The organism is Pseudomonas sp. LTGT-11-2Z, from assembly GCF_003691445.1.
Taxonomy (GTDB): domain Bacteria; phylum Pseudomonadota; class Gammaproteobacteria; order Pseudomonadales; family Pseudomonadaceae; genus Aquipseudomonas; species Aquipseudomonas monteilii.
Window position 1 is genome coordinate 5073017 of record NZ_CP033104.1, and the last position, 13387, is coordinate 5086403.

The window sequence follows — 13387 nt, forward strand, 5'->3', positions numbered from 1 at the left end:
TTTTGCCACAGGTTTCACTCGGACTGCCAGAGGTACTGCCATGACCCTACGCATCGCCATCAATGGATTCGGCCGCATCGGGCGCAACGTCCTGCGCGCACTGTATACCCAAGGCTACCGCCAGGACCTGCAGGTCGTCGCCATCAACGACCTGGGCGACAGCGCCATGAATGCCCACCTGCTCAAGTACGACAGCGTGCACGGCACCTTCGACGCCACCGTCGAGGCCGACCACGAGAGCCTGACGGTCAATGGTGACCGTATCGCGGTCAGTGCCATCCGCAACCCGGCCGAACTGCCCTGGAAGGCCGAGGCGATCGACGTGGTGTTCGAATGCACCGGGCTGTTCACCGACCGTGCCAAGGCCGCTGCACACCTGGCCGCAGGGGCTGGCAAGGTGATTGTTTCGGCGCCGGCCAAGGGTGCCGATGCCACCGTGGTGTACGGGGTCAACCATGACATCCTGCGTGCTTCGCACCAGGTCATTTCCAACGCCTCCTGCACCACCAACTGCCTGGCGCCGATTGCCCAGGTGCTGCACCGCGAGTTCGGCATCGAGCAAGGCCTGATGACCACGATTCACGCCTACACCAACGACCAGGTGCTGACCGACGTGTACCACAGCGACCCGTACCGCGCGCGCTCGGCCACCCAGTCGATGATCCCGAGCAAGACCGGCGCCGCCGAAGCCGTGGGCCTGGTACTGCCGGAGCTGGCCGGCAAGCTGACCGGCATGGCGGTGCGGGTACCGGTGATCAACGTGTCGCTGGTGGACCTCACCGTCAACCTCAAGCGCGAGGCCACGGCCGAGCAGGTCAATCAGCTGTTCCTTGAAGCCAGCAAGCATTCCAGGGTATTGGGCTACAACGCCTTGCCGTTGGTTTCCTGCGATTTCAACCACAACCCGCTGTCGTCCATTTTCGATGCCAACCATACCCGGGCCAACGGGCGTATGCTCAAGGTGCTGGCCTGGTATGACAATGAGTGGGGCTTCAGCAACCGGATGCTGGATAACTGCCTGGCGTTGTGCCGGGCCCGTTGAGCCGGACACGGCATCTTCGGCGCCTACGAGATCGAGCGCCGCCCGCGCGGCGCTCGATCTCAAAGACACAGAAAATCCTCCGCCATACGCCCACCCACTCACAATCTTTACCTTTTCCTAACACTTCCACACTTGACCTTCGGCATAGATGATAAGCATTATCATTATCCTTTCGTCGACCAGGTCCCCCCGTGAGTCAGTCCCGGTTCAACTCCGTCTTCCTCGTCCAGCGCCTTACCCTGCTGCGCACCCTGCAACGCATGGTCGCTAACCCCAGCACGGCCGAAGACCTGCTGCAGGAAACCTACCTGCGGGTGTCCCGCGCCTTGGGCGAGCGGCCCATCGAGCATATCGAGCCGTTCGTGTTCCAGACCGCGCGCAACCTGGCACTGGACCATCTGCGCGCACGCCGGGTGCAGGCACGGATGCTGGTCGACGACGTGCCCGACGAGGTCCTGCACAGTGTGGCTGCCCCCGCCACCAGCAGCGAGGACGCCGCCCATGCCGAGCAACTGCTCAAGCAACTCAGCATCAGCCTCAACCAGCTGAGCGAGCGCCAGCAGCGCATCTTCATCCTCAGCCGGCTGCATGGCGCCACCTACCTGGAAATCGCCGAACAGCTGAATGTGTCGCCCAGCACGGTGCAGAAGGAGCTGAAACTGATCATGGCGATCTGCATGGGTGTCGCCGACCGCCTCAAGTGAGCCGACCGCTGCCCGGCGGTTACGCAAAGCCCTTGCCACACCCCACCTTAGCCTTGATCATTCGCGAAAAACCATTCAAGGATTTCCCGTGACCGACAGCCCCGCCCCTCGCCCGTCACCCGCCGGGCCCAGCGCCCGTGCTCGTGCCATGGACGAGGCGCTGGACTGGCTGGTGCGCCTGCAATGTGCCGATGCCGCAGATACCCAGGCTTTCGAAGCCTGGCTGAGCGCGGCTCCCGAAAACGCCGAGGCCTATGTCGAGGCAGAAGCGCTGTGGAACGGTGCCCCACTGCACCACGCAGCCGCGCAGATGCACCAGCAGCAGCGCCGCTCATGGCGCGGGCGCCTGCGCAGCCACTGGAAACCCCTGGCCACTGCGGCTGTGCTGCTGGTCGGGCTGTTCACCGTCGGTAACCTGCCCATGCGCCTGCAGGCTGACCACCTGACCGTGGTGGGCGAGCGCCAGCGCCTGCAGCTGGAAGACGGCGCAAAAGTACTGCTCAACACCAATTCGGCCTTTGCCAGCGACCGCCGCGACGGCCGCCAGGTCGCCCGCCTGCTGCAAGGCGAGGCCTACTTCCAGGTACCCGAGGATGCGCTGCTGCCGCTGGAGGTAGAAGCCGGGCCGTTGCGTGCCCAAGTACGCGACACCGACTTTGCCGTGCGCTACCTGGACGGCGAGGCTCAAGTGCGGGTGCAACGCGGCGATGTTGACCTGCAGGGGGCACGCGACCAGCGCATCCGCCTGAGTGCTGGCGACAGCATCAGCGTCGGCCCGCAGGGCTTTGGCCAGCGCCAACGCGCCGACATGCAAAAAGACCTGGCCTGGGTCGATGGCCGCCTGGTGTTCGAGAACTGCCCCTTGAGCCAGGTGCTGGCCGAAGTACGGCGCTACTACCCCGGCTGGATCATCAACCGCAATGCTCACCTGGAAGACGTGGCCGTCACCGGCAACTACCGCCTCGACCAGCCGCTGGAAACCCTGCGCGCGCTGGCCCACATCACCTCGGCACAGCTGCATGAGTACCCGGCGTTGGTCATTCTGAACTGACCCGAAAATTATTTTTACGCAATCGCGCTACCCCACCCGTCTCGTTATAGCCAATGCAACTGATTCTTGTTTGAAAACGAGAACAGCCATCACCTATAACAGCCCGCGCGTCTGGGAGCGCTTCCGATGTCCACTGGTCCTACCCGCTCGTCCACCCTTCCCCGTCGTACGGGGCAACTGTCCCTGTTGACCTTGGCTCTGCTCGCCAGCGGTGCCTGCAGCCTGCCAGCGCTGGCCGCCGAACCGGCCCAGGCCAGCAGCCCGCGCATGGGCGACTATCGCTTCAGCATCGGCCAGCAGCCGCTGGTGTCGGCAATCAACGCCTTCAGCCAGGTCACCGGCTGGCAGGTCGGCTTCAGCGCCGAACTGGCCGACGGCGTGGCTTCGCCGGGCGTGCAGGGCTCGCTGCCGCCAGAGGCCGCTCTCAAGCGCCTGCTGCAGGGTACCGGCCTGAGCTTTCGCAAGATCAGCAACGGCAACGTGGTGCTCGAACGCCAGGCGAGCGGCAATGTGATCGCGCTGCAGCAAGTGACCGTCAGCGCCACCCGTAGCGCCCAGGATGTCAGCCAGGTGCCGAGCACCGTCAGCGTGCAGACCCGCGAGCAACTGGACCGCCAGAACGTCAACAACATCCAGGACCTGGTGCGCTACGAGCCGGGCGTATCGGTGGCCGGTACCGGCCAGCGCAGCGGCCTGAACGGCTACAACATCCGCGGTATCGACGGCGAGCGCATCCTCACCCAGGTCGACGGCGTGTCGATCCCCGACAGCTTCTTCTACGGCCCCTACGCCCAGACCCAGCGCAACTACGTCGACCCGGAAATCGTCAAGCGCGTGGAAATCCTGCGTGACCCGGCCTCGGTGCTGTACGGCAGCAACGCCATCGGCGGCGCGGTAAGCTACTTCACCCTCGACCCGGACGACATCGTCAAGCCTGGCAAGGACGTAGGCGCCCGCCTGAAGACCGGCTACAGCTCGGCCGACGAAAGCTGGCTGACCTCTGCCACCGTCGCCGGCCGCGAGGGCGACTTCGATGGCCTGCTGCACCTGAGCCAGCGCAACGGCCACGAGACCGAAACCCACGGCAGCCAAAGCGGTGACGGCCTGTCGCGCACCGAAGCCAACCCGATGGATGTACGCACCACCAACGTGCTGGCCAAACTGGGCTGGAACTACGCCGACGACGCACGCCTGGGCGTGACCTACGAGCGCTACAAGGATGACCGCGACCAGAACATCCTCAGCGCAGTGGGCGGGCCGTTCATTCCCGGTTTTGGCGGCATGGGCTACTACAAGGCGCGTAATGGCAACGACACCATCACCCGCGAGCGCTTCGGCATCAATCACGAATTCGGCCTGGACTCGGTGGTCGCCGACCAAGTGAAGTGGAGCCTGAACTACCAGATCGCTAAGACCGACCAGCACACAGAGGAAGTCTACGCACCGCCTGGCCGCCAGGTTCTGCGTACCCGCGACACCACCTACAAGGACCGTCAGTGGGTGTTCGATGCCCAGCTCGACAAGGCCTTCAGCATCGGCGCCACCGATCACCTGCTGACCTACGGCACTACACTCAAGCATGAGAAGGTCACCGGATCGCGCAGTGGCACCGGCACCTGCCTGACCATTGGATCCGGTTGCACCGCCATCGGCGCCGACCGCCCGGCAGACGGCCAGGCGCTGGTCAGCGACTTCCCGGACCCGACCGTGAACACCTACAGCCTGTTCGTGCAGGACGAAATCCGCTGGAACAACTGGACCTTCATGCCAGGCGCGCGCTACGACTACACGCGCATGGCGCCCAAGTTCACCGAAGAATTCCTGCGTGGCCTGGCATCGACCGGCACAGCCCCAACATCCCAGGACGACTCGGACAAGAAATGGCACCGCGTCTCGCCCAAGTTCGGCCTGACCTACGCCTTTAACGACAACTACACCTGGTACGGCCAGTACGCCGAGGGCTTCCGCACGCCGACCGCCAAGGCCATGTACGGCCGCTTCGAAAACATCGAGCAAGGCTACCGTGTAGAAGGCAACCCTGACCTCGAACCAGAGAAGAGCAAAAGCTACGAAACCGGCCTGCGCGGCAACTTCGACGCCGGCAACTTCGACGTGGCGGTGTTCTACAACAAGTACCGCGACTTCATCGACGAAGACGCCGTGCAAAGCGCCAACCTGGAACAAACCTTCCAGGCCAACAACATCAAGCACGCCACCATCAAGGGTGCCGAGGTCAAGGGCCGCCTGAACCTCGACCACTTCGGTGCGCCGCAAGGCCTGTATACCCAGGGCTCGATTGCCTACACCTACGGCCGCAACGATGACACCGGAGAACCGCTGAACAGCGTAAACCCACTGAAAGGCGTGTTTGGCCTGGGTTACGAGCAGCAAAACTACGGTGGCCTGCTGAGCTGGACACTGGTCAAGCGCAAGACCCGCGTCGACGACAGCACCTTCTATTCGCCTGACGGCTCGACCTCGAAGTTCCGTACACCGGGCTACGGCGTGCTGGACCTGACCGGCTACTACAAGGTGACCGACGACGTCACCATCAATGCCGGCCTGTACAACCTGACCGACAAGAAATACTGGCTGTGGGATTCAGTGCGCAGCTACGACGGCCAGGGTGAAGCGGCTGTGACCCAGCCAGCCAACATCGACCGCCTGACCATGCCGGGGCGCAACTTCGGTATCAATGTGGTTTGGGATATCTGAGGCCTTTAGTTTTGCAGCGCCTGTGAGATCGAGCGCCGCCCGCGCGGCGCTCAATCTCACAGGCGCTGCAACTCTCAAGTAAAACCCAGTTTTTTTACTGTCCCGCCCCCGCTGTTTCGTCTTGTATCTAGACGCCCCTTTTTCCAAGGACTGCCCCCATGACCGAACGCCCAGCCCTGCGCTCCCAGCGCCTGAACCAGATCACCAACGCCCCGCACGCCGAACTGGATGCCCTGGTCAAATCCCATGCGCCCTTCGACAGCCGCGAAAGCTTTGCCCGCTTCGTCGTTGCCCAGTACCTGTTCCAGTCTGAATTGCAGGCCCTGTACAACGACCCGCAACTGATCGCCATCGTCCCCGACCTGGCCGAGCGCTGCCGCGCCGATCAGGCCCGCCTGGACCTCGCCGACCTCGACACCGAAGTACCGGCAGCCGTGCCAGGCGCCCTGGGCAAACCGAGCCTGGGTGAGGCAATGGGCTGGATCTTCGTCTCCGAAGGCTCCAAACTGGGCGCTGCGTTTCTGATCAAGCGTGCCGTGGCCCTGGAACTGTCCGACAGCTTCGGTGCCCGCCACCTGGGCGAACCGGCCGGTGGCCGTGCCGAAGGCTGGAAGCAGTTCACCCGCATCCTCGATGGCCTGGCATTGTCGGCCGAAGAGGAAGCCGCTGCCGAACGCGGCGCAGTTGCCGCCTTCGAACGCTTCACCGAGCTGCTCAAGCACGCCTATGCTGCAGATGCCGCGCTGGTTTGATACGCCGTAACCGGCCACCCTTCCGGTGGCCGCACCGTTTTATGCAGTGAGACCATGACCCGACCCGCCCGCACCAAACTCGCCCGCCTGCTGTATGGAATACTGGCTTACGTGAGCCTGGGCGTGGGCCTGGTCGCCATCGTGATTCCCGGCTTGCCGACCACCGAGTTCATCCTGCTGGCCGCCTGGGCTGCCACGCGCAGCTCTCCGCGCCTTTCAGCCTGGCTGGAAAACCATCGGTTGTTCGGGCCAATCCTTTACAACTGGCGCAATGGCAAGGTGATCCAGCGCCGGGCCAAGGTAAGCGCGACCGTCAGCATGCTGCTGTGTGCTGGCCTGATGCTGACCTTTCTCGAACACCGCTGGCCGGTGTTCCTGGCCATCGCCGGCATGACCCTGGGCAACCTGTGGATCTGGTCGCGCCCGGAGCATGCCTGCCCTGCCCCGTCACAAGCTCAGCAGCCCTGAATACAAGGCGTAGGCCGCCAGCGCAGCACCCACAAGCACGGCAGCAAAAATCAGCTTTTCCCAGGTGGTGAACAAGGTCTGCCCCTGCTCATGCTTGGCCCTGGCGAACAGGATCACACCGGGTGCGTACAACAGCGCAGAAAGTAGCAGGTACTTCAGCCCCCCCGCGTACAGCAGCCAAACGGCATACAGCAGGGCAACCAGCGCCACCAGCAGGTCCTTGCGGCGCAGGCCCGGTTGCCCGGCGTAGGTTTCCCCACGCCCCGCCAGCAGCACGGCATAAGCCGCCGACCACAGGTAGGGCACCAGTATCATCGAAGAAGCCAGATAGATCAGGCTGGTGTACGTACCGGCCGAGAACAGCGTGATCAACAGGAAGCCCTGGATCATGCAGTTGGTCAGCCACAGGGCGTTGGCCGGCACATGGTTGGCGTTTTCCTTGGCCAGAAAGCGCGGCATGGTCTTGTCCCGCGCCGTGGCGTACAGAATCTCGGCGCACAGCAGCGCCCAGGACAGCAAGGCACCGAGCAATGACACCGCCAGCCCGAGGCTGATCAGCAACGCGCCCCAAGGGCCAACAATGTGCTCCAGCACCGAGGCCAGTGAGGGGTTCTGCAGCCCGGCCAGTTCTGGCTGGGTCATCACCCCCAGCGACAACACGTTGACCAGCACCAGCAACGCCAGCACACCGAGAAAACCGATGACCGTAGCCTTACCCACGTCCGAACGGCGCTCGGCGCGCCCGGAATACACGCTGGCCCCCTCGATACCGATGAACACGAACACGGTCACCAGCATCATGTTGCGCACCTGCTCCAGCACGCTGCCGAACTGCGGGTTGCTCATGCCCCAGATATCCCGGGTGAAGATATCGGCGCGGAAGGCAAACGCAGCAATCACCACGAACATCAGCAATGGCACCACCTTGGCCACGGTGGTCACCTGGTTGATGAACGCTGCCTCCTTGATGCCGCGCAGCACCAGGAAATGCACCGCCCACAGCAGCAGCGAGGCACAGCCGATGGCGATTGGCGTGTTGCCTTCGCCAAACACCGGAAAGTAAAAGCCCAGGGTGCTGAACAGCAGTACGAAGTAACCGACGTTACCCAGCCAGGCGCTGATCCAGTAACCCCAGGCCGAGGAGAAGCCCATGTATTCACCGAAGCCCGCCTTGGCGTAGGCGTACACCCCCGAATCGAGCTCCGGTTTGCGGTTGGCCAGGGTCTGGAACACGAAGGCCAGCGCCAGCATACCGACAGCCGTGATGCCCCAGCCAATCAACACCGCCCCTACATCGGCACGCGCCGCCATGTTCTGCGGCAGCGAGAAGATCCCGCCACCAATCATCGAGCCGACCACCAGCGCGATCAGCGCGCCCAGGCGCAGCTTCTGTCCCGGTTCGCTCATGAGCCTCCCTTTTTCCTGCACTGTCACGCATTTGAAACAGCGTTGCGGGCCATATAAGTGCTGTTACTTATAATGAAGCTTGGCATTGAAGCTATAGCACTAATAACTGCTTTGTCTATGCACCTACCCTGTAAAAATTAGCAGCTGCGCGGCGACTAGAAAAGAAACTGATAAAACTCGAAATTCTTGTGAAAAATTTGCGAAAGCAGCAAAAGCGGCTAGCTTCAAGCATCGCAGGCTGAACAGAGCGTTTGCTCTAGAACGACATGGAGGTGCCAGCGCGCAATGCCTGCAGCTTAAGCTGTCGGCACTCTCCAGGAGCACCCGTGAAGTCACCTTCACGTAGCCATAAGCTGACACAAGTCAGCGTACGGCAAAGGCGTCAGATTTATGCTGATGTCAACTTTCTCCTGGCAGGAGTTGTTAAATGTCTGATTCATCCGGAAAACTAAAGCTCGGCGCGCTAGTTGCACTTGTTGTCGGTTCGATGATTGGCGGCGGGATCTTCTCGCTGCCGCAAAACATGGCCGCCAGCGCAGGCGTTGGTGCGGTGTTGATTGGCTGGGGCATCACCGCCGTCGGCATGCTGACACTGGCCTTCGTGTTCCAGACCCTGGCCAACCGCAAGCCTGACCTGGATGGCGGGGTGTATGCCTACGCCAAGGCCGGTTTCGGCGACTACATGGGCTTTTCCTCCGCCTGGGGCTACTGGATCAGCGCCTGGCTGGGCAACGTCGGCTACTTCGTGTTGCTGTTCAGTACCTTGGGGTACTTCTTCCCGATCTTCGGTGAAGGCAACACGCCGGCCGCCATCATTGGCGCATCGATCCTGTTGTGGGCGGTGCACTTCCTGGTGCTGCGCGGCATCAAGGAAGCAGCGTTCATCAACCTGGTCACCACCGTGGCCAAAGTGGTGCCGCTGGTGCTGTTCGCACTGATCTGCCTGTTCGCCTTCAGGCTCGACATCTTCAGCGCCGACATCTGGGCCGTAGGCACACCAGAGCTTGGCAGCGTGATGAACCAAGTGCGCAACATGATGCTGGTCACCGTGTGGGTGTTCATCGGCATCGAGGGTGCGAGCATCTTCTCGTCCCGGGCGGAAAAACGCTCTGACGTGGGCAAGGCCACGGTCATCGGCTTCGTCACCGTGTTGCTGTTCCTGGTGCTGGTCAACGTGCTGTCGCTGGGCATCATGACCCAACCAGAGCTGGCCAAGCTGCAGAACCCGTCGATGGCGGCCGTGCTGGAACATGTGGTCGGCCACTGGGGTGCGGTGCTGATCAGCGTCGGCCTGATCATCTCGCTGCTGGGGGCCCTGCTGTCGTGGGTGCTGCTGTGCGCCGAGATCATGTTCGCCGCCGCCAAGGACCACACCATGCCGGAGTTCCTGCGCCGCGAAAACGCCAACCAGGTGCCGGCCAACGCCCTGTGGCTGACCAACGCCATGGTGCAGATCTTCCTGGTGATCACGCTGTTCTCCAACAGCACCTACCTGTCGCTGATCTACCTCGCCACCTCGATGATCCTGGTGCCTTACCTGTGGTCGGCGGCCTACGCCTTCTTGCTGGCACTGCGCAGCGAAACCTACGAACAAGCTCTGGCCGAACGCAAGAAAGACCTGATCATCGGCGGTATCGCCCTGCTGTACGCCATCTGGCTGCTGTACGCCGGCGGCGTGAAATACCTGCTGCTCTCGGCCCTGCTCTACGCACCTGGCGCCATCCTGTTCGCCAAGGCCAAGCGTGAGGTAGGCCAACCTGTCTTCACCAACGTGGAAAAACTGATCTTCGCAGCCGTGGTCATCGGCGCCCTGGTGGCAGCCTTCGGCCTGTACGACGGCTTCCTGACCCTTTGACCCACGTCTTCGTTCAATTGGAGGAATGAAACCATGTCCGCTGAAAAACAGAAGTACGGTGTCCACTCCGAAGCCGGCAAACTGCGCAAAGTGATGGTTTGCTCGCCGGGCCTGGCGCACAAGCGCCTGACGCCGAGCAACTGTGACGAGCTGCTGTTCGACGACGTGATCTGGGTCGACCAGGCCAAGCGTGACCATTTCGACTTCGTCACCAAGATGCGTGAGCGTGGTGTGGATGTGCTGGAGATGCACAACCTGCTGACCGAAATCGTCCAACAACCAGAAGCGCTGAAGTGGATCCTCGACCGCAAGATCACCCCCGACACCGTCGGTGTGGGCCTGACCAACGAAGTACGCAGCTGGCTGGAAAGTCTCGAACCGCGCCACCTGGCCGAATTCCTGATCGGCGGCGTGGCCGGCCAGGACCTGCCGCAGAGTGAAGGCGCCGACGTGGTCAAGATGTACAACGACTACCTGGGCCATTCCAGCTTCATCCTGCCGCCACTGCCCAACACCCAGTTCACCCGCGACACCACCTGCTGGATCTACGGTGGCGTGACGCTGAACCCGATGTACTGGCCGGCGCGACGTCAGGAAACCCTGCTGACCACAGCCATCTACAAGTTCCACAAGGAGTTCACCGGCGCCGACTTCCAGGTGTGGTACGGCGACCCTGACAAAGACCACGGCAATGCCACCCTCGAAGGCGGTGACGTGATGCCGATCGGCAAAGGTATCGTGCTCATCGGCATGGGCGAGCGCACCTCGCGCCAGGCCATCGGCCAGCTGGCACAGAACCTGTTTGCCAAGGGCGCCGTCAAGGAAGTGATCGTCGCCGGCCTGCCGAAGTCCCGCGCCGCCATGCACCTGGACACCGTGTTCAGCTTCTGCGACCGCGACCTGGTCACGGTCTTCCCGGAAGTGGTGAAAGAGATCGTGCCGTTCATCATCCGCCCGGACGAAGGCAAGCCGTACGGCATGGACGTTCGCCGCATCAACAAGTCGTTCATCGAAGTGGTGGGCGAGCAACTGGGGGTCAAGCTGCGCGTGGTCGAGACCGGCGGCAACAGCTTCGCCGCCGAGCGCGAACAGTGGGATGACGGCAACAACGTGGTGGCCATCGAGCCGGGTGTGGTCATCGGCTACGACCGCAACACCTACACCAATACCCTGCTGCGCAAGGCGGGTATCGAGGTCATCACCATCAGCGCCGGCGAACTGGGCCGGGGCCGTGGCGGCGGCCACTGCATGACCTGCCCAATTGTGCGCGACCCTATCGATTACTAACGCCCATTACCCCCGGCCGCCCTCACAAAGCGGCGGCCGGTGCGTTCACCAAACCCAAGGAGAAAAGTCATGGCGTTCAACATTCACAACCGCAACCTACTCAGCCTGGAACACCACACCACGCGCGAGTTGCGCTACCTGCTGGACCTGTCCCGCGACCTGAAGCGCGCCAAGTACACCGGCACCGAGCAGCAGCACCTGAAGGGCAACAACATCGCCCTGATCTTCGAAAAAACCTCCACCCGTACCCGCTGCGCGTTCGAAGTGGCAGCTTATGACCAGGGCGCCAACGTTACCTACATCGACCCCAATTCCTCGCAGATTGGCCACAAAGAGAGCATGAAAGACACCGCCCGCGTGCTCGGGCGCATGTACGATGCCATCGAGTACCGTGGCTTCAAGCAGGAAATCGTCGAAGAGCTGGCCAAGTTTGCCGGCGTGCCGGTGTTCAACGGCCTGACTGACGAATATCACCCAACGCAAATGATCGCCGACGTGCTGACCATGCGTGAGCACAGCGACAAGCCGCTGCATGACATCAGCTACGCCTACCTGGGCGATGCCCGCAACAACATGGGCAACTCACTGCTGCTGATCGGTGCCAAGCTTGGCATGGATGTACGCATCGCCGCACCCAAGGCGCTGTGGCCGCATGATGACCTGGTCGAGCGTTGCAAGAAGTACGCTGAAGAAAGTGGCGCCCGCATCACCCTCACCGAAGACCCGGTTGCTGCGGTCAAGGGTGTGGACTTCGTGCACACCGACGTGTGGGTGTCGATGGGCGAGCCGATCGAGGCGTGGGGCGAGCGCATCAAGCAGCTCAAGCCTTATCAGGTGAATGCGCAGCTGATGAAGTCCACTGGCAACCCGCGGACCAAGTTCATGCACTGCCTGCCGGCGTTCCACAACTCCGAAACCAAGGTAGGCAAGCAGATCGCCGAACAGTACCCGGACCTGGCCAACGGCATCGAAGTGACCGACGACGTGTTCGAGTCGCCGGCCTGCATCGCCTTCGAGCAGGCGGAAAACCGCATGCACACGATCAAGGCGATCCTGGTGTCGACCCTGGCTGACCTCTGACAACCACCTCGTTCCTGTGGGGGCTGGCTTGCCAGCGCCTGCAGGATCGAGGCGCTACCTCATCCGCAAAGGACATTCCCCATGCGTATCGTTGTTGCATTGGGCGGCAACGCCCTGCTGCGTCGCGGCGAGCCCATGACCGCTGAGAACCAGCGCGCCAATATCCGCACCGCCACCGAACAGATCGCCAAGATCCACCCTGGCAACGAGCTGGTCATTGCCCACGGCAACGGCCCGCAGGTTGGCCTGCTATCACTTCAGGCACTGTCCTACAAACCCGACGAGGCCTACCCGCTGGACGTGCTGGGCGCTGAAACCGAGGGCATGATCGGCTACATGATCGAGCAGGAACTGGGCAACCTGCTGGCCTTCGAAGTGCCATTCGCCACCCTGCTGACCCAGGTGGAAGTGGACGCCAATGACCCCGCCTTCAAAGACCCCACCAAGTTCATCGGCCCGGTCTACAGCAAGGACGAAGCCGAACGGCTGGCCAAGGAAAAGGGCTGGGTGGTGAAGGCCGACGGCGACAAGTACCGCCGCGTGGTGGCCAGCCCCAAACCCAAGCGCATCTTCGAAATCCGCCCGATCAAGTGGCTGCTGGAAAAGAGCAGCATCGTGATTTGCGCAGGCGGTGGTGGCATCCCCACCATGTACGATGAAAACCGCAAGCTCAAGGGCATCGAGGCGGTGATCGACAAGGACCTGTGCTCGGCTTTGCTGGCCGAGCAACTGGATGCCGACCTATTGATAATCGCCACTGACGTGGATGCGGCGTACATTGACTGGGGCAAGCCTACGCAAAAAGCCATCGCCCAGGCACACCCTGACGAACTCGAACGGCTTGGCTTCGCTGCCGGCTCCATGGGGCCAAAGGTGCAAGCTGCCAGTGACTTCGCCCGCAATACCGGCAAAGTGGCGGTGATCAGTTCGCTCGAGAACATCGAGGACATCGTCAAAGGCACTGCCGGCACTCGGGTCTCCACCGCGAAGCCAGGGATCAGCTACCGTTGATTGCAGTGGGCGGGC

At 62.4% G+C, this 13387-nt stretch carries 11 protein-coding genes; 10 read left to right on the forward strand and 1 reads right to left on the reverse strand.

Annotated features, from left to right (window positions below):
• Positions 1-40: 40 nt before the first annotated feature.
• From gap to D8767_RS23980, 6 genes are all read left to right on the forward strand, one after another.
• A complete protein-coding gene (gene gap / locus D8767_RS23955; RefSeq protein WP_016713093.1) occupies positions 41-1042 on the forward strand; it encodes a type I glyceraldehyde-3-phosphate dehydrogenase in 1002 nt (333 codons plus the stop codon).
• A gap of 191 nt (positions 1043-1233) precedes the next feature.
• Positions 1234-1746 (forward strand): RNA polymerase sigma factor, encoded by a 513-nt coding sequence (locus tag D8767_RS23960; protein WP_016713094.1) that lies wholly within the window; start codon positions 1234-1236, stop codon positions 1744-1746.
• Positions 1747-1834: 88 nt separating this feature from the next.
• Positions 1835-2797, forward strand: a complete 963-nt coding sequence (locus D8767_RS23965; protein ID WP_016713095.1) for a FecR domain-containing protein — start codon at positions 1835-1837, stop codon at positions 2795-2797.
• 126 nt (positions 2798-2923) lie between these two features.
• Positions 2924-5512: a TonB-dependent receptor gene (locus tag D8767_RS23970; RefSeq protein WP_016713096.1), complete on the forward strand. Its 2589-nt coding sequence runs from the start codon at positions 2924-2926 to the stop codon at positions 5510-5512.
• Between the two features lie 158 nt (positions 5513-5670).
• Positions 5671-6264: a biliverdin-producing heme oxygenase gene (locus D8767_RS23975; protein WP_016713097.1), complete on the forward strand. Its 594-nt coding sequence runs from the start codon at positions 5671-5673 to the stop codon at positions 6262-6264.
• A 54-nt stretch (positions 6265-6318) separates the two neighbouring features.
• On the forward strand, positions 6319-6732 hold the full coding sequence (locus D8767_RS23980; RefSeq protein ID WP_016713098.1) for a YbaN family protein: 414 nt from the start codon (positions 6319-6321) through the stop codon (positions 6730-6732).
• On the opposite strand, the gene arcD (D8767_RS23985) is transcribed toward D8767_RS23980, so the two are convergent.
• Positions 6712-8139: an arginine-ornithine antiporter gene (arcD, locus tag D8767_RS23985; protein WP_016713099.1), complete on the reverse strand. Its 1428-nt coding sequence runs from the start codon at positions 8137-8139 to the stop codon at positions 6712-6714. The two genes, D8767_RS23980 and arcD (D8767_RS23985), sit on opposite strands and share 21 nt — an antisense overlap.
• 427 nt (positions 8140-8566) lie before the next feature.
• On the opposite strand from arcD (D8767_RS23985), the gene arcD (D8767_RS23990) reads away from it, so the two are divergent.
• The 4 genes from arcD (D8767_RS23990) to arcC all read left to right on the forward strand — a co-directional run bounded on the left by arcD (D8767_RS23990) (position 8567) and on the right by arcC (position 13372).
• Positions 8567-9994: an arginine-ornithine antiporter gene (gene arcD / locus D8767_RS23990; protein WP_016713100.1), complete on the forward strand. Its 1428-nt coding sequence runs from the start codon at positions 8567-8569 to the stop codon at positions 9992-9994.
• A gap of 33 nt (positions 9995-10027) precedes the next feature.
• Entirely contained in the window at positions 10028-11281 is a 1254-nt protein-coding gene (gene arcA / locus D8767_RS23995; protein WP_016713101.1) for an arginine deiminase, read from the forward strand.
• A gap of 69 nt (positions 11282-11350) precedes the next feature.
• Complete coding sequence (locus D8767_RS24000) at positions 11351-12361, forward strand: ornithine carbamoyltransferase (RefSeq protein ID WP_016713102.1); 1011 nt, start codon at positions 11351-11353, stop codon at positions 12359-12361.
• A gap of 81 nt (positions 12362-12442) precedes the next feature.
• The gene (gene arcC, locus D8767_RS24005; protein ID WP_016713103.1) at positions 12443-13372 is read left to right on the forward strand and encodes a carbamate kinase; all 930 of its coding nucleotides are present in this window, start codon (positions 12443-12445) and stop codon (positions 13370-13372) included.
• The last annotated feature ends 15 nt before the right edge of the window (positions 13373-13387 follow it).